Origin of the sequence: Methylorubrum sp. POS3, from assembly GCF_043352485.1 — a bacterium.
GTDB classification, from domain to species: domain Bacteria; phylum Pseudomonadota; class Alphaproteobacteria; order Rhizobiales; family Beijerinckiaceae; genus Methylobacterium; species Methylobacterium suomiense.
In genome coordinates, this window is the sequence record NZ_JAPRBT010000001.1 from 2,529,674 (window position 1) to 2,546,647 (window position 16,974).

At 70.3% G+C, this 16,974-nt stretch carries 16 protein-coding genes; 10 read left to right on the forward strand and 6 right to left on the reverse strand.

What is annotated here, in order from left to right; translation table 11 throughout:
* Positions 1-102: 102 nt before the first annotated feature.
* Both OWC43_RS11895 and OWC43_RS11900 read right to left on the reverse strand, forming a co-directional pair.
* Positions 103-1,098, reverse strand: coding sequence for an ABC transporter permease (locus tag OWC43_RS11895; RefSeq protein ID WP_393956843.1), 996 nt, complete (start codon positions 1,096-1,098; stop codon positions 103-105).
* Between the two features lie 11 nt (positions 1,099-1,109).
* A complete protein-coding gene (locus OWC43_RS11900; protein ID WP_393956844.1) occupies positions 1,110-2,195 on the reverse strand; it encodes an ABC transporter substrate-binding protein in 1,086 nt (361 codons plus the stop codon).
* A gap of 547 nt (positions 2,196-2,742) precedes the next feature.
* Here OWC43_RS11900 and OWC43_RS11905 point away from each other — a divergent pair.
* From OWC43_RS11905 to OWC43_RS11940, 8 genes are all read left to right on the forward strand, one after another.
* The gene (locus OWC43_RS11905; RefSeq protein WP_393956845.1) at positions 2,743-3,888 is read left to right on the forward strand and encodes an acyl-CoA dehydrogenase family protein; all 1,146 of its coding nucleotides are present in this window, start codon (positions 2,743-2,745) and stop codon (positions 3,886-3,888) included.
* Positions 3,889-3,902: 14 nt separating this feature from the next.
* A complete protein-coding gene (locus OWC43_RS11910; RefSeq protein ID WP_393956846.1) occupies positions 3,903-5,000 on the forward strand; it encodes an LLM class flavin-dependent oxidoreductase in 1,098 nt (365 codons plus the stop codon).
* Positions 5,000-5,941: an ABC transporter substrate-binding protein gene (locus OWC43_RS11915; RefSeq protein WP_393956847.1), complete on the forward strand. Its 942-nt coding sequence runs from the start codon at positions 5,000-5,002 to the stop codon at positions 5,939-5,941. Before OWC43_RS11910 ends, OWC43_RS11915 begins: the two co-directional genes overlap by 1 nt.
* 22 nt (positions 5,942-5,963) lie before the next feature.
* Complete coding sequence (locus OWC43_RS11920; RefSeq protein WP_393956848.1) at positions 5,964-6,515, forward strand: cupin domain-containing protein; 552 nt, start codon at positions 5,964-5,966, stop codon at positions 6,513-6,515.
* A 396-nt stretch (positions 6,516-6,911) separates the two neighbouring features.
* Positions 6,912-8,234 (forward strand): O-acetylhomoserine aminocarboxypropyltransferase/cysteine synthase family protein, encoded by a 1,323-nt coding sequence (locus tag OWC43_RS11925; RefSeq protein WP_393956849.1) that lies wholly within the window; start codon positions 6,912-6,914, stop codon positions 8,232-8,234.
* A gap of 1 nt (position 8,235) precedes the next feature.
* Positions 8,236-9,258 (forward strand): isopenicillin N synthase family dioxygenase, encoded by a 1,023-nt coding sequence (locus tag OWC43_RS11930; RefSeq protein ID WP_393956850.1) that lies wholly within the window; start codon positions 8,236-8,238, stop codon positions 9,256-9,258.
* Positions 9,255-9,422: a hypothetical protein gene (locus tag OWC43_RS11935; protein ID WP_393956851.1), complete on the forward strand. Its 168-nt coding sequence runs from the start codon at positions 9,255-9,257 to the stop codon at positions 9,420-9,422. Before OWC43_RS11930 ends, OWC43_RS11935 begins: the two co-directional genes overlap by 4 nt.
* Entirely contained in the window at positions 9,415-10,023 is a 609-nt protein-coding gene (locus tag OWC43_RS11940) for a beta-class carbonic anhydrase (RefSeq protein ID WP_393956852.1), read from the forward strand. Before OWC43_RS11935 ends, OWC43_RS11940 begins: the two co-directional genes overlap by 8 nt.
* Positions 10,024-10,073: 50 nt before the next feature.
* On the opposite strand, the gene OWC43_RS11945 is transcribed toward OWC43_RS11940, so the two are convergent.
* From OWC43_RS11945 to OWC43_RS11955, 3 genes are all read right to left on the reverse strand, one after another.
* Positions 10,074-10,346: an usg protein gene (locus tag OWC43_RS11945; RefSeq protein ID WP_393956853.1), complete on the reverse strand. Its 273-nt coding sequence runs from the start codon at positions 10,344-10,346 to the stop codon at positions 10,074-10,076.
* A 156-nt stretch (positions 10,347-10,502) separates the two neighbouring features.
* Positions 10,503-12,125 carry a chaperonin GroEL gene (gene groL / locus OWC43_RS11950; protein WP_393956854.1) on the reverse strand — a complete coding sequence of 541 codons (1,623 nt, stop codon included), beginning with the start codon at positions 12,123-12,125 and terminating at the stop codon, positions 10,503-10,505.
* Between the two features lie 29 nt (positions 12,126-12,154).
* On the reverse strand, positions 12,155-12,445 hold the full coding sequence (locus tag OWC43_RS11955) for a co-chaperone GroES (protein WP_393956855.1): 291 nt from the start codon (positions 12,443-12,445) through the stop codon (positions 12,155-12,157).
* Positions 12,446-12,823: 378 nt separating this feature from the next.
* On the opposite strand from OWC43_RS11955, the gene OWC43_RS11960 reads away from it, so the two are divergent.
* Positions 12,824-13,942, forward strand: coding sequence for an MBL fold metallo-hydrolase (locus OWC43_RS11960; protein ID WP_393956856.1), 1,119 nt, complete (start codon positions 12,824-12,826; stop codon positions 13,940-13,942).
* On the forward strand, positions 13,935-14,537 hold the full coding sequence (locus tag OWC43_RS11965; protein ID WP_393956857.1) for an SCO family protein: 603 nt from the start codon (positions 13,935-13,937) through the stop codon (positions 14,535-14,537). The genes OWC43_RS11960 and OWC43_RS11965 overlap by 8 nt, the downstream gene beginning before the upstream one ends.
* On the opposite strand, the gene OWC43_RS11970 is transcribed toward OWC43_RS11965, so the two are convergent.
* A complete protein-coding gene (locus tag OWC43_RS11970; protein WP_393956858.1) occupies positions 14,494-16,884 on the reverse strand; it encodes a hypothetical protein in 2,391 nt (796 codons plus the stop codon). The two genes, OWC43_RS11965 and OWC43_RS11970, sit on opposite strands and share 44 nt — an antisense overlap.
* Positions 16,885-16,974 lie beyond the last annotated feature (90 nt).

Below are 16,974 nucleotides of genomic sequence, written 5' to 3' on the forward strand. Positions count from 1 at the left end.
GCACGGGCAGCGCCGTGCCGCGGATGTCGAAGGCGTGCGAGACGGCCTCGACCGCGAGGCGCGATCCGGCCACGGCGGCGATGGTACGTTCGAGCGTCGCGGCTACCATTGCACCAGCCCCTTCTGCCAGGAGAGCACCCGATCGCGTAAGCGAAACAGCAGGCTGATGAGGCCCGAGCACATCAGCGCCATCACGATCAGCGCGGCGTAGAGGTTGGCGTAGGCCGCCCAGCCTTGGGCCCATTGCAGGTACCAGCCGAGGCCGGCCTTCACGCCGAGCATCTCGGCCACCACCAGCACGGCGAACGCGCCGCCGAGCCCCATGAACAGCCCGACGAAGACGTGCGGCAGCGCCGCCGGCACCGCCACCCGCAGCACGAGGAAAGCGGGCGAGGCGCCGAGCGTGCGCGCCACGTCGAAATAGGCCTTGTTGACGCCGGACACCCCCGACCACGTCAGCACCGTCACGGGAAAGCCGGTGGCGAGGGCGATCAGGAAGGTGCTGGCCGACCACGACGAGGGAAACACGAAGAAGGCGAGCGGCAGCCACGCGGTGGCGGGCAGCGGCCCGACGAAGCGCAGGATCGGATGGGCCCAGTAGCTCACCGCCTTGGACCAGCCGATGGCGACGCCGAGCACGAAGCCGAGGCTCGCACCGATCAGGTAGCCGCCGGCCAACAGCTTCAGCGAGGCCAGGATGCTGCTGCCGAGCCGGGGCCAGTCGTCGAGGAACACTTCCAGGATCGCCTGCGGCGGCGGGAAGAACGGCATCGGCAGGAGCGCGAACTTCGCGGTGATCAGCTCCCAGGCGAGGAAGCCCAGCGCCACGAGCGTCAGCCACGGCGTCCAGTGCGCGAGCGCGGCCCCGGCCCGGCCGAGGCGGGCCGAGAGGGCGGCGAGCGGCGCGAGCGCGAGGCCGAGGGCCAACGCACCGGCGGCGAAGGTCGCGGTGTAGGCAAAATCGCCTTCTTCCGGCAGGGCGTAGGTCGCTGCTGCCAGCGCGAGCCACGCCGCCCCGAGGGCGAGCGCCCGCAGCGGCAGGCCGGGCAGGCGCGCCGCGCTCGGCAGGGTGACGGCGAAACCCGTAAGATGGGCCATGGGTCGCGCCCTCAGCTCAGCACGTCGGCGTAGACGCGCTCGGCGAACTTGGCCGTGTCGGTCGAGCGCTTGAGGACGTTCACCTGTTTCAGCTCGTCGCCGTAGAGCACGAGCTGACGCTTGAGGTCGGCGCCGACCGGGCGGTCGCCGTGGTGCTGGCTGCGCAGCATGGCGGCGAGATCCTCGACCGAGCCCTTGCCGCCGTAGCCGGAGAAGATGCGGGCGGCGTCCTCCGGGTCCGCGTGGACGCGGTGGCCCGCCTCCAGCACGGCGCGGGTGAGCGCGGTGGCCGCCGCGCGGTCGTTGCGGATCAGGCTGCCGCGCACCGCTACCACGCAGCAGGTGCGGTCGGCGTAGTCGCCCGAGAGGTTGGTCGCGACCTCGGAGAATTTCCGGTCCTTAAGCCAGATCCAAGTGCGGGGATCGGAATCGGCGAGCGCCTGCGCCTCGCCCTTCTCGACCGCGAGGTTGAGGAGGTCGGCCGGATAGGGCCGCCACTCGACGCCGGTCTCCGGGTCGATGCCGGCCTTGGCCAGCAGCAGGGCGAAGAAATTCTTGGCGGGGCTCGCATGATCGCTGATCGCGATGGTCTTGCCCTTCAGCGCCGCGACCTCGGTGATGCCAGCCGACTTCGCCCCGAGCAGCCGCAGGCAGCCGCCGTGCAGGCCGGCGGTGATCTTCACGTCGAAGCCCTGCTCCAGGGGTTTCAGCCAGCGCAGCGCCATGCCGATGCCGGCATCCGCCTTGCCGGTGGCGATCGCCTCCAGCAGCGCCTCGGTCGAGCCGCCGAAATTGACGAACTCCACGTCGAGCCCGTGGGCGGCGAAGATGCCGCGCTCCTTGGCGAGCGGTGCCGCGGCGGTGCAGATCGCGGTGGCGTTCCAGGCGAGCTTGATCGGCTTGAGCGGGCCGGCAGAGGCTTCCGCGGCGGCTGGGCGACAGATCGGACCCGGATCGAACGGCACGCCGGGCCCGGGCCCCCAGGCCCGCACCCCGCCCATCCCGAACCCGAGGGGCAGCGCCGCGGCGGCGGCGCCCGTGCGCAGCAGGGACCGGCGCGACGGCAGGAGGCCGGGGCGCGGGGGCTGGTCGGTCATGGTCGTCTCCGAGAACGGGCGCACGAAGTAGGGGCGCACGCGCGAAGGCCGCCCGGCGAGCCGGGACGGCGTGGCGCATCGATTGGGGGAACAGCCTCGTTGCTCGGGCCGCTGTATTCAGTCTTCAGTCTGACTCGGTGGAAGTCAATCGAAGTATCTTTCCAAGATACGGCGCGTTTTGTGTCGAAAATCTCCCAGCTTGGCTCGAGCGAGAAAATTCTCCATCCGGCGGCTCGGCTCGGTAGCGATTGACCGCACATCGTCGGACCAAGCTGCGAAGACGAGCCGATCCCGGATGAGACTTGGCCGGGACTGCTTCCGCGGCAGATGTCCTGCGCGTCGGCGGCAGGGCAGAGCGTGATCTTCCGGCATTTCGCCCAGCGCGGGCAGAACCTCCTTCCGGTGGCCCCGACTTTGGAAACACGTTTCGTTGACCGCCCGGCGCCGCGCCCCGAGCATAACAAGGCCGGTCGAGAAGCCGGCCGTCAATGGTCTCCGCGCCTCGACCCAGCCGCCGACTCGCCCCCTCCGGTCCCATGCCCCCTCGATGACCACGGCCGCCAGATCCCTCGACATCGCCAAGACTCTCGCCGAACGGTTCGCCGCGAGCGCGGGCGAGCGCGACCGCAGCGGCGCCTTCCCGCACGAGCCGATCGCGGCTCTGCGCGAGGCCGGGCTGATCGGGCTCGCCGTGCCGGAGCGGCTCGGCGGCGGCGGGGCCGGGCTCGCGCAGGCGGCCCAGGTCGTCGGCGCGCTCGGCGCGGGCGATCCGGCCGTCGCGCTGGTGCTGGCGATGACGCTGCTCCAGCACGGGCTGATCCATCGCGCCGGCACGCCCTGGCCCCGCGCGCTCGCCGACCGGATCGGGCGCGAGGCCGCGGCGGACGGCGCCCTCATCAATGCCCTGCGGGTCGAGCCCGATCTCGGCACGCCCGCCCGCGGCGGCCTGCCCGGCACGCTCGCCCGGCGCGACGGCGACGGTTGGCGCATCACGGGGCGAAAGATCACCTCCACCGGCGCGCCGGGCCTCGCCCACGGCGTCGTCTTCGTGCGCACCGACGAGGTGGAGACGCGGGTCGGCAACCTGCTGGTGCCGATGTCGGCGCCCGGCATCCGCATCGAGGAGACCTGGGACCATCTGGGCCTGCGCGCCTCGGGCAGCCACGACGTGGTGTTCGAGGAAGTTTACGTGCCGGGCGACCACGCCGTCGACCTGCGCCGCCCGGAGGAGTGGCGTCGGTCCGATCCGTTGCAGCAGGCCTGGAGCTGTGTGCTCCTCGCTGCCCTCTACGACGGGGTCGCGCGGGCGGCTCAAGGCTGGTTCGCGCGCTTCCTCCACGAACGCGTCCCCGGCAGTCTCGGCGCGCCGCTCGCGAGCCTGCCGCGCTTTCACGAGGCCCTGGGCGAGAACGAGCGGCTGCTGTCGGTCAACGCCCGGCTCGTGGCGAGCCTCGCTGCCGAGACGGATGCGGGCGCGCCGCCCGCGCCGCAGGAGGCGGGCTTCGTCAAGATCACGGTCACCGAGAACGCGATTCAGGCGGTGCAGCGGGTGTCCGAGCTGTGCGGCAACGCCGCGCTCTCCCGAAAACATCCGCTGGAGCGGCACCTGCGCGACGTCCTGTGCGCGCGCATTCACTGGCCGCAGGGCGACGCGGTGCGGGTCGCCGCCGGTCGCACCGCGCTCGGCCTTTAGACAAGGAGAACCCCATGAGCCTGCTGCCGCCGGACGCCACCGAGTTCATCGGCTTCGTCGCCCCGCACGAGGTCTCCGAGTCGCGCCCCGCCCGCGGCCCCGCAATCGAACCCGATTACCTGCGCCTCCTGGCGCAGGCGCACGAGCGCGGCGGGTTCGACCGGGTGCTGGTGGCCTTCTACGCGACGGCGCCCGATCCGCTCCTGATCGCCGCCGAGATCGCCGCCGCCACGAAGCGGATCGGGCTGATGATCGCCCATCGCACCGGCTTCACCGCGCCCACCGTCGCGGCCCGCCAGTTCGCGACGCTCGACCGGCTCACCGGCGGACGGGTGGCGGTCCACGCGATCAGCGGCGGCGACGACCGCGATCTCGCCCGCGACGGCGACCACCTCACCAAGGACGAGCGCTACGCTCGCACCCACGAGTTTCTGGATATCCTGCGCCTCGCCTGGACCTCGGACAGGCCGTTCGACTACGCGGGCGCGCATTATCGGATCGAGGGCGGCTTCTCCGAAGTGAAGCCGGCGGAGACGATCCCGGTCTATTTCGGCGGTGCCTCGCCCGCCGCGCTCGCGGTGGCGGGCCGGCATGCCGACACCTACGCGCTCTGGGGCGAGACCCAAGCGCAGGTGCGCGAGCTGATCGGCCGAGTGAGGGCAGCCGCCGCTCCGCACGGGCGTTCGCCGCGCTTCAGCCTGTCGCTGCGCCCGATCCTGGCCGAGACCGAGGAAAGGGCCTGGGCGCGGGCGGAACACATCCTCGCCGAGACCCGGCGGCTGCGCGCCGCCCGCGGCCTCGGGCCCGCTCCCGTGCCGGAGAACGAGGGCTCGCGTCGGCTGCTCGCCGCGGCGGCGCAGGGCTCGCGCCTCGACAAGCGGCTCTACACCGCCATCGCCGCCGAGACCGGGGCGTCGGGCAACTCGACCGCACTCGTCGGCACGCCCGAGCAGGTCGCCGACGCGCTCCTCGACTATCACGACCTCGGCGTGCACACCTTCCTGATCCGCGGCTTCGACCCGCTGGAGGACGCGATCCAGTACGGGCGCGCGCTGCTGCCCGCCTTCAGGGATTTACTTTCCCGGCGCGGCCTTGCGGCGGAGGCCGCGTGATGGCCCGCCTCCTCGTCCTGATCGCGCTCGCGCTCGCTACCCTCGCTCCGGCCCGCGCGCAGGAAACCCTGCGCGTCGGCGACCAGCGCGGCAATGCCCGCGCCCTGATGGAGGCCGCGGGCGTCCTCGACGGCCTGCCTTACCGGCTCGAATGGAGCGAGTTCCCGGCCGCCGCACCGCTCTTGGAGGCGCTCAACGCTGGCGCGATCGATGCGGGCGGGGTGGGCGATGCGCCCTTCACCTTCGCGGCCGCCGCGGGCGTGCCGGTCAAGGCCTTCCTGGCCTTCCGCAACCGGCAGGACGGGCTCGCGATCCTCGTGCGACCGGATTCTGCCATCCGCAGCGTCGCGGATCTGCAGGGAAAGCGCATCGCCACCAATCGCGGCTCGATCGGCCATCAGGTCGTTCTCGCAGCCCTCGAAGAAGCAGGGCTGCCCGCGGACAGCGTGCAGTTCCGCTTCCTGCCCCCAGCCGACGCCAAGCTGGCGCTGGCCTCCGGGGCGGTCGATGCGTGGTCGACCTGGGAGCCCTATACCTCGGCGGCCGAACTCGCCGGCCTCGTCCGGGTGGTCCGCGACGGCAACGGCATCACGCCGGGGCTCAGCTACGCGGTCGCGAACGACTCGGCGCTCAAGACCAAGCGCGCCTTGATCGCCGACTACGCCGCCCGCCTCGCCAAGGCGCGGGCCTGGGCGCTGACCGACCCGGCGCCCTACGCCGCCGCGTGGTCGAAGCTGATCGGCCTGCCCGAGGCGGTGCCCCTGCGCTGGTTCGGACGCGCGCAGTACCGCACCGTGCCGATCGACGAGAGCGTCATCGCCGACGAACAGCGCATCATCGACCTCTACGTGCGCGCCGGCCTGATCCCCGCGGCCCGCGCCCCGCGCGCCGAGGCGATCCTCGACGCGGGGTTTTCCGACGCGCTCGCCGTCATGCGATGATCGGGCAGGAGATATTTTCACCATGCACGACATCGGCGACGGCCACAGCCATGAGCACGAGCAAGAGCACGAGCCAGAGCACGAGCCGCGTACCCACGATCACGATGAAGGCGCCGCCGCGCGCTGGAAGCACGACGGCGTGCGGGTGATCCCCGGCGACCGGCTCGACCCCAACACCGCTCAGACGCCCGGCATGTTCCGGCAGGCGGCGGTCAACGCCGCCCGCGTCGGCGCCCAGAAGATCTGGGCCGGCACGGTGGCGATCGAGCCCGATGCCAAGACCGGGGTTCACCATCACGGCGCCCTTGAGAGCGTGATCTACATCGTCTCCGGCCGCGCCCGGATGCGCTGGGGCGAGCGGCTCGAATACGTCGCCGAGGCCGGCCCCGGCGACTTCATCTTCGTGCCGCCTTACGTGCCGCATCAGGAGATCAACGCGTCGACCGACGAGCCCCTACATTGCGTGCTGGTGCGCTCGGACAACGAGGCGGTGGTGGTCAACCTGCCCGACGTCAACGCGGCCGAGCGGCCCGAGACGGTCTACTGGGTCGATCCGATCCACCAGCACCCGTGAGGCTCCAAGGCTCTCAATCCGAGCAACGAAGCAGTCACCCACGATCCCCGTCCTGCACCGTCATTCCGGGGCCGCGCAGCGGAACCCGGAATCGACCCGTGATGCGACGCCGCATGTTGCGTCACGGCCAGTCGAGGATTGCACGCCGCTGGCGCGCCCCTTCGGGCCTGGGTTCGCCTTCTGCGCCCCGGAATGACGATGGGGGATATGCGGTCGGGCGAAGCTTTCGGATCGAGGGACTCTCGCGGCGACTAGAAATGTCGTGAATGAATTTCGCCAATCGATCCCCTATTGCGAATAAAATTACCTAACCCTTACAAACAACGAAATCCGCTTTCGTTGACTTCGCGCCGGATCCGCCGATCATCTTGGACTGTTCTTCCAAGGGAGCCGCCGATGTCGAGCCAGACCCCCGCCTCCGTTCACGCCGAAACGCTGGCGCTGCATGCCGGCTGGCGGGCCGATCCGCAGACCGGGTCGGTCGCGGTGCCGATCCACCAGACCACCTCCTACCAGTTCCGCGACACCGACCACGCCGAGAGCCTGTTCGCGCTCCAGGAACTCGGCAACATCTACACCCGCGTCACCAACCCGACCGTCGACGTGCTGGAGCAGCGCCTCGCCGCGCTCGAAGGCGGGGCCGCGGCGCTCGCCCTCGCCTCGGGGCAGGCGGCGTCGGCGCTCGCCGTCCAGAACCTCGCGCGGGCGGGTGACAACATCGTCTCCTCGACCGACCTCTACGGCGGCACGTGGAACCTGTTCGCCCACACGCTGAAGGAGCAGGGTATCGAGGTCCGCTTCGTCGACCCCGCCGACCCACACAACTTTTCCCGCGCGACCGACGGCAGGACGCGGGCCTACTATGCCGAGACCCTGCCGAACCCGAAGCTCGCCGTGTTCCCCATCGCCGAGGTGGCGGCGATCGGCCGGCCGCTCGGCATCCCGCTCATCGTCGACAACACCGCCGCCCCCTTGCTGGCGCGGCCGCTCGATCACGGCGCGGCGGTCGTCGTCTACTCGACCACGAAGTATCTCGGCGGCCACGGCATCGCCATCGGCGGGGCGATCGTCGATGGCGGGCGCTTCGACTGGGCGGCCCATCCCCACCGGCAGCCGGCGCTGAACACGCCGGACGACAGCTATCACGGCGCGGTCTGGACCGAGGCGGCGCAAGCCATCGGCCCGATCGCCTACGCGCTCCGCGCCCGCGTGCGGCTCCTGCGCGATCTCGGCCCCGCGGTCTCGCCGCTCAACGCCTTCCTGACGCTGCAGGGCATCGAGACGCTCCCCTTGCGCATCGAGCGTCACAGCCGGAACGCGCAAAGCGTGGCCGACTGGCTCGGGCGGCGCCCGGAGGTCGCTCGGGTGATCCACCCCTCGGCCCAGACCGGCACCACCCGCGAGCGGGCCGACCGCACCCTGAAAGGCGGCTATGGCGGCCTCGTCGGGTTTGAGCTGGCGGCGGGCCGAGCCGCCGGGCGACGCTTCATCGACGCGCTCCGGCTGTTCTACCATGTGGCCAATATCGGCGACGCCCGCAGCCTCGCGATCCATCCGGCCTCGACCACGCACTCGCAGCTGACGCCCGAGGAGCAGCGCGCCACCGGCGTCACCGACGGCTATGTCCGCCTCGCGGTCGGGCTGGAACATATCGACGACATCCTGGCCGATCTCGATCAGGCGCTGGCCGCCGCCGGCTCCCTGGCGCGGGCGGCCTGAGATGACGGCCTCCCTCCCGATCCTCGACCTCGCCCGGCTCGATGCGGGCGAGACCGAGAGAAAAACTTTCCTCGAGGACCTGCGCAGAGCCGCCCGCGACGTCGGCTTCTTCTACCTCGTCGGCCACGGCATCCCGCCGTCGCAGATCGCGGGCGTGCAGGCGCTGGCGCGGCGCTTCTTCGCCCTGCCCGCGGAAGAAAAGCGGGCGGTCGCGATGGTGAACTCGCCCCATTTCCGCGGCTACAATGCGGCCGGCGCGGAGATCACACGCGGGCGGGCCGATTGGCGCGAGCAGTTCGACATCGGCGCCGAGCGTGCCGCGCTCCCGCGCGAGTCCGGCGCCCCGGCCTGGACCCGGCTGCAGGGCCCGAACCTCTGGCCCGCCGCGCTGCCGGGACTGCGGGTCGGCCTGCTGGCATGGCAGGAGGCGGTGACCGGCGTCGGCATCCGCCTGCTCGAAGCCTTTGCCCTGGCGCTCGGCCAGCCCGCCGACGCCTTCGCGCCGATCTACGCGGGCGCTCCCAACCAGCACATCAAGATCATCCGCTATCCCGGCCGCGAGGCGACGCCGGACGACCAGGGCGTGGGCGCCCATAAGGACAGCGGCTTCCTCACGCTGCTGGTGCAGGACGGCGAGGGCGGCCTCGAAGTGGCGGACGTCAATAGCGGCTGGATCGCCGCGCGACCGGTCGAGGGCGCCTTCGTGGTCAATGTCGGCGAACTCTTGGAACTGGCCTCGAACGGATATCTACGCTCCACGATCCACCGGGTGGTGACGCCGCGAGCGGGGCGCAACCGGCTCTCGGTCGCCTTCTTCCTCGGCGCCCGCCACGACGCCACCGTGCCGCTCCTCGACCTGCCGGCGGACCTGGCCGCGCAGGCGTGGGGACCCGCGAGCGACCCCGACAATCCGCTCTTCCGCGAGGTCGGCCGCAATTACCTCAAAGGCCGCCTGCGCTCACACCCCGACGTGGCGGCCGCCCACTACACCGACCTGCTCGACACCGAAGCGAGGGCCGCATGAGAAACGTTCTGATCCGCATCCGCGCCTACCTGCGCGCCCTGGACCTGCCGGCAGAGGCCGGCCCGCTCCCGCTGGCGGCGGGCGCGATGCTCAGCAACGAGTGGCTCGCCCCGCACCTCGTCCGCCTGCCGGTTTCGCCTTCGAGGGATCGCCGCCATGCCTGATCCTGTCCAGGCGCCGGTCTACCACGAGGTGCTGGCCGCCAACGACGCTTACGCGGCGGGTTTCGACAAGGGCGATCTCGCCCTGCCGCCGGCCCGGCGCTTCGCGATCCTGACCTGCATGGACGCGCGACTCGACCCGGCCAAGTATGCCGGCCTCGGAGAGGGGGACGCCCACGTCATCCGCAATGCGGGCGGTCGGGCCAGCGACGACGCGATCCGCTCGCTCGTCATCTCGCACAAGCTGCTCGGCACGAACGCGTGGTTCGTGATCCACCACACGAATTGCGGGATGGAGCTGTTCACGGATGAGGTGATCGGCGACCTTCTGGCCGACAACCTCGAGACCGCGGAACTTCGCGACGGCGCCTGGGTCAACCCGGCCCACGGGGGCGGTTCGCCCGCCGGCCGCAGCATCGACTGGCTGACGATCCCGGACCGGTTGGGCAGCGTCGCCGCCGACGTGCGCCGCATCCGCGCCCACCCCCTCGTGCCCGGGCACATCCCGATCTTCGGCTTCGTCTACGACATCGCGACCGGGCGCCTCAACGAGGTCGAGGCCGCGAGCGAGGCCGGACGACCGCGGACGGTTCCCATCGGCTGAAACCGGAACGGCGCCGGTCCGACCCGCGGCCGGATGCGGCGCCGCTGATCTCAGTGCAGGTGAAACTCACCGGAGACCGACTTCAGCTCGGCCGGCTTGATCAGGCGGCTGTGCATGACCCGCACCGAGTGCAGCGGACCGTCGAGCCGCTCCTGCCAGAGGGCCAGGAACCGCTTCAGCTCAGGGAAGCGCGGGAACAGGTCGAGCTGTTGCCAGACGAAGGTCTGGAGCAGGTGCGGGTGATCGGGCAGGTGATACAGGATCTCGGCCGTGGTCAGGCCGTAGCCTTCGAGCCTGCGGCGAAACTCCGATGACAGGGCCATGCATCCACCTCGTCGAAGCAGGGTGACCCGACGGGCCCCGGCCGGGGCCGCGTCGTGAGTGGCCCGATCCGGACGGAGCGGGCCGAGGCAGTCTGAGCAACAACGGTGCCGCCAAGCTTGCCGGGCGGCGGACGGCCGCTGCCCGGCGAGACACGCTCAGAAGTCCGGGCCGCCGGGCAGCGAGGGCGGCGCCTTCTCCTTCGGCCGGTCGGCCACCAGCGCCTCCGTGGTCACGAGCAGGCCCGCGACCGATGCGGCATCTTGCAGTGCGGTGCGCACCACCTTGGCCGGATCGACGATGCCGGCCTCGACGAGGTCGCCGTAGGTCTCGGTCTGCGCGTCGAAGCCGAAAGTCTCGGATGAATTCTCGAGCACCTTGGACACCACGATCGAGCCCTCGACGCCGGCATTGGCCACGATCTGGCGGATCGGCGCTTCGAGGGCCTTGAGGACGATGTTGATGCCGGCCCGCACGTCGGCGTTGTCGGTCGTGAGCCCCGCCACCACCGCCTTGGCCCGCAGCAGCGCGGTACCGCCGCCCGGCACGATGCCCTCCTCGATCGCCGCGCGGGTGGCGTTGAGGGCGTCGTCCACCCGGTCCTTCTTCTCCTTCACCTCGACCTCGGTGGCGCCGCCGACGCGCAGGACCGCGACGCCGCCCGCGAGCTTGGCGAGGCGCTCCTGCAGCTTTTCGCGGTCGTAGTCCGAGGTCGTGTCCTCGATCTGCGCCTTGATCTGGCCGACGCGGGCGTCGATCTGCGCCTTCTCGCCGGAACCGTCGACGACCGTGGTGCTCTCCTTGTCGATGCGCACGCGCTTGGCCTGGCCGAGCAGCGGGATCGAGACGTTCTCAAGCTTGATCCCGAGATCCTCGGAGATGACCTGCCCATTCGTCAGGATGGCGATGTCCTCCAGGATCGCCTTGCGCCGGTCGCCGAAGCCCGGCGCCTTGACCGCCGCGATCTTCAGCCCGCCGCGCAGCTTGTTCACCACGAGGGTGGCCAGCGCCTCGCCCTCGACGTCCTCGGCGATGATGAGCAGTGGCCGGCTCGATTGCACCACCGCCTCCAGCACCGGCAGCAGCGGCTGGAGCGAGGACAGCTTCTTCTCGTGGATGAGGATGTAGGGATCGTCGAGTTCGGCGATCAGCTTCTCGGTGTTCGTGACGAAATACGGCGAGAGGTAGCCGCGGTCGAATTGCAGGCCCTCGACCACGTCGAGTTCGGTCTCAGCGGTCTTGGCCTCCTCGACCGTGATGACGCCCTCCTTGCCGACCCGCTCGACGGCTTCCGCGATGAGGCGGCCGATCTCGGCGTCGCCGTTGGCCGAGATGGTACCGACCTGGGCGATGGCATCAGACGCGGTTACCTTGCGGGCGCGGCCGGTGATGTCCTTCACGGCCGCCGCCGTCGCGAGGTCGATGCCGCGCTTGAGGTCGAGCGGGTTGAAGTTCGCCGCCACCGCCTTGGCGCCCTCGCGCACGATCGCCTGGGCCAGCACGGTGGCCGTGGTGGTGCCGTCGCCCGCGAGATCGTTGGTCTTGGAGGCCACCTCGCGCACGAGCTGGGCGCCGAGATTCTCGAACCGGTCCTCCAGCTCGATCTCCTTGGCGACGGTGACGCCGTCCTTGGTGATGCGGGGCGCCCCGAAACTCTTTTCGATGACGACGTTGCGGCCCTTCGGCCCGAGCGTCACCTTCACGGCATCCGCGAGGATGTCGACGCCGCGCAACAGGCGCTCGCGCGCGTCGCCGGAGAATTTTACGTCTTTCGCAGCCATGGGGGTTCTCCCGGTGGGTTGGTGGGGGCTCAGGCGGCGATCACGCCCAGAATGTCGGTTTCCTTGAGGATCAGCAGGTCCTGGCCGTCGACCTTGACCTCGGTGCCGGACCACTTGCCGAACAGCACCCGGTCGCCGGCCCGCACGTCGAGGGCGTTGACGCGGCCCTGCTCGTCGCGGGCGCCGGGGCCGACGGCGACGACCTCGCCCTCCTGCGGCTTCTCCTTGGCGGTGTCCGGAATGATGATACCGCCCTTGGTCCGCTCGTCGCTTTCGACGCGGCGCAGCAGCACGCGGTCGTGCAGGGGTCGAAACGCCATGGTTTGGGCCGTCCTCTCTCCGTCGAAGGCCGGGCCGCAAGCCCGACCGAGGCCGTCAAGGTGTCGGCCGTCGTTCGTCAAGTCAATGGAATTGTTCTTTTTAAAGAACGCTACATGAGAGATCTGCCGATGCCCTGCAACGCGCTTTGAGAGAAGATTTACGCGAAGTCGTAGCGGCTCATCTGATCGTGCGAGTCGAGAATCGCAGAGGAACATAATCGACAGGTTTCGAAGCCCCGGTCGGGTCTAGCGAAAACATTCTGCATTCCCGCTTGATCTGCGAAGTTTCTTCCTACCGTCCTTCAAAAGAAACAAATCCGTTCCGGACAAGCTCCGCTATACGTTGTTGGATACGATATCCAACGGCGGAGGCATGCGATGACCGGGGCTCTCGACAGGCGTGGTTTCCTGAAACTGTCGGCCGCGCTCGCCGCAGGCTCGGCGGCCGGGTTCTCCTGCATCGAGGTGGCGCGTGCCGCCCCCGTCGAGGTCCCGACCGTCGATACGTTGTCCCTGCGTGTCCTGATCGATTCCGCGCACGACCAGTTCCTCAAGCCCGCGACCGTCCAGGGCGTGCGCCATCAGCCGCCGGGCAACGGGCGCGGCGCCGACTATCGCAAGGTGCTGCACAATCAGTGGGGCCTCTCGCTGTTCGCCGAGTCGAAGGCGGGCGAAGAGGCCCGCACCGTCCTGCTCGATTTCGGCTACAGCCCCGAGGCGCTGCTCAACAACATCGAGATCCTGAAGGTCGATCCGACCAAGGTCGACGCCCTGATCGTCAGCCACGGCCATCACGATCATTACGGCGGCCTGACCGGTTTCCTCGACAGCTACCGCGACCGGCTCTCGCCCGAGCTGAAGCTCTATGCCGGCGGCGAGGACAATTTCTGCCACCGCCTGTCGCCCAGCGGGGTCCAGGGCCAGTTCACCGATTTTGGTCAGCTCGACCGGCGCGAGCTGACCGCACGGCGCATCAGCACCGTGCTGTGCGAGGCGCCGACGGTCATCGCCGGCCACGCCTTCACCACCGGCCAGATCAAACGCACCTCGTCGGAGCGCATCCTGCCCAACACCTTCGTCGAGCGCGGCATCAAGGACGGGCTCGGCTGCGATGCCAGCCACTATTCGCCGGCCGAGTTGCAGGGGAAGATCATCGCGGACGAGCACGTCCACGAGCACGCCACCTGCTACCACGTGCGCGGCAAGGGCCTCGTGGTGATCTCGTCCTGCGGCCATGTCGGCATCGTCAACTCGGTGCGGCAGGCGCAGGAGGTTTCGGGGATCGAGAAGGTGCACGCCATCGTCGGCGGCCTCCATCTCGGACCGGCGCCGAAGGAGTATCTCACCCAGGTGGTGGCCGAGATCGGCGCCCTGAAGCCGGACGTGGTGATCCCGATGCATTGCAGCGGCCTGAACTTCGCCCTCGAAGCGCAAGCCCAACTCCCCGACCACGTCATCGTGCCGACCACCGGCAGCCGGCTCACCTTCGGTGCGTAGCCGCCTCACGGCCTGCCTGATCGGCCTCGCGCTGCTCGGACCCTTGCGCGCCGAGGAGGCACCGCGCCGCTCGGCCGCCGAGCTGATGGACGTGCTGATGTGGAACCGCGAGCCGGTCGGCGGCCCGTTCGCGCTGATCGATCAGGACGGGCGACCCCGCACCGACGCGGATTTTCGCGGCAAGCTCGTCCTCCTCACCTTCGGCTATACCGGCTGTCCCGATGTCTGCCCGACCGACCTGATGGCGATCGCCCAGGCGCTCAATCTTCTCGGCGAAGCGGGCGCGGCGATCCAGCCGGTCTTCGTCACCCTCGACCCGGCCCGCGACACGCCGGCGGTGCTCGCGGAGTTCGTCCCGAGCTTCCATCCGCGCTTGGTCGGGCTGACCGGCAGCGAGGCCGCGATCGGCCGAGCGGCGGACGCCTTCAAGGTGTTCTATCGGCGGGGAGAGGATGCCATCGAGCACTCGGTCTTCGTTTACCTGCTGGACGCGCAAGGCCGCTATCTCGGTTTCTTCCCGCCCGGCACCTCGGCCGAGCGGATGCTGACGATCATCCGGCCTCACCTCGGGGCGCCGCAGTCGCAAAAGCGATGAACTGCGCCGAGGACCAGACGCGGCTGCCGTCGCGCTGGCGCCCCGAGAAGTAGACCGGTCGGAAGCCGAAGGCGGCGTTCTGGGGTTCGACCGTGATGTGTCCGGCGACATCCCGCGGCAGCGGCGCCTCGGTCATCCGCTCCAGCGCGAGGAACAGCCCGGCCCCACCGAGATCGCGGCGCAGGGCGCCGGAAGCGATCAGCTCGCGGCCGGTGATCTCCCAGGAGAAGTCGGGCGCGTGGACGAAGGGGGCGGGCCGGCGCGGATCGCCGACCTTCACGAAGCCGCCGATCGTCCCCTCGACGCGGATGCGGCACTCGCGGAGGTCGCCGATGTCGATCTCGATGGTGTCGCTGTCGCCGTAGGTCTCGGAGCGGAAGGCGATCTCGGTCGGGCCGGCGCGCCACGCGGTCTCCTCCGGATGCTCGAAGCCCTGGGTCGCGACGCGGCGGATCGTGCCGTTGAGGATGCGGATGCGGCCTTCCCAGGCAGCCCAGCGGTAGCGGTCACGGATGCGCGCGCCGCCGAAGCGCAGGCGCACCAGGCGCTGCGAGAACCCAAGTTCGGCGTGAAGATCGCGCCGCCAGATCTCGCCGGTATGGTCGTGGGCGGTCAGTTCCTCGAAGCCGGCGTCTCCCAGAAAGCGGTAATTGAGCCGGGCCGGGCCCTCGTGGGCGAAGGCGTCGCCCTGGCGGTGCGGGCCGCAGGTGACGAGCAGCGCGCTGCGCTCGCCCGTCGTCGCGAAGGTGTGGCGCGCCCGCAGGGCCCTGCCGACCGCGCGGCGGTCGAGGCTGTCGGCGAGGATGCCGGTCAGCCCCCCGCGCACGCCGAAGACTTGGACGCCCGGCGCGCCGCCGCCGGGGCGCCCGCGATGCTCGTCGCCGTTGGCGCAGACGCCGAGCCGATAGCCGCGGGCGATCACGTCCTGGTAGAGCCAGTCGAACTGGCCCCAGGCCGAGGCGATCTCGACGAGGCGCTCCAGTTCGGGATGGTGCCAGTCCGGAATGTAGCGGCGCCCGCCGACATGCGGGATGACGAGGTGGTTCTCCGGATCGTGCGCGTAGGCCGCCCACAGATCCTCGACCGGCCAGCGCCCGACCTCGACGCCGGTGCTCCCCATGCTCTCGTTCCACAGGAAGGTGCGGTTGTGCTCGCCCTTCTCGTTGAAGGGGAAGCCCGGCGGGTCGTCGCCGAGGAACAGCACTTGATGGTCGCCGCCCGCGGTCGAGCTGCCGCACCATTCCTGCACCGCGTAGGCGACGAACCGGCCCGGCGCATCGAAGCTCGCCGTGACCGCGACGCCCGCGCGCCAGCCCTCGTCGGTGATCTGGAAATCGTTGGCGGTGTAGCCGTAGACATCGACGCCCGCCACGTCGCGGGCATAGGCCGCGTTGTAGGCCGGGCTGTTGGTGCCGACCGTGTCGTGGGCGTGGACGTGCAGGTCGCCGTAGAGCGCGCGGGGGACGGGTGCGTCGGGTAGGCCCGTGACATAGGCCACGCCCTCCGACCCTTCGTGGGCGGCGGCGATGCGCAACGCGCCGGCGACGACCGGCAAATCCTCGATCCTCAGGCACGCCCAGCCCTCCGCCGGCAAATCGTGCCGCCGGGCGTAGACCTCGCGCTCGCCCGAGAAGGCCGTGACACCGAGCGACCCGCCGCAATCGCGGGCGACGTTGCCCCAGCGATCGAGGAGCGCCGCCGTCACGGGCGGCGCGACGCCCTCCGCGACGAAGCGGGGCGCAGCGATCTGGACCCGCTCCGGCGGCCCGGCGACGACGGCGATCACCGGGTCGTTCGGCACCGCGACGTAGCGCGAGGTGCCGAGCGGATCGACGTAGCAGCGGAAGCGGAAGCCGTCCTCGACGAAGGTCTGGACGCGGGTGCCCGGCCCACCGGCCCGCCGGTCGCCGAGGCGAATGACGATGCGGTCGCCCGCATTCAGGTAGCCGTCGATCACGTCGACGATCACCGCCTTCTGGAACGGGCGCTCGTGGCCCTTCTGGTCGAAGCGCACGCTGAGCGACTGCACGGTGGCGGGCGATTGGCCGGGCAGCAACGGGCCAGCCTCGTACTCCGCGCTCACGTAGTTGGCGGCGCTCGAGTCCGCGGTCTGGAACAGCGCCCAATCGGAATAGAACTTGAACGTCGCCTTGAAGGTGGCCCCGTCGGCGATGCCGCAGGCCCCGACCTCGTAGGTCAGCACGATCTCGTGCCAGCTCCCCGCCACCAACCGGTCGTGGCTGCACCGGACGCTTCCGAGGAAGGGCCGCGCCTTGATCGCCGCGTAGAGGCCCTCCGGCGCCACGTACGCGCCTAGCAACTCCCGGCGCTCGCTCTCGTCCTGCATCGCCCGTTCGTCCCGTTCTCGTCCGCCCATCGGCAGAGGCTATATTCCTGTCTTCGCAAGCAGTCTTGCGTCCCTGTATGATCTGTTCAT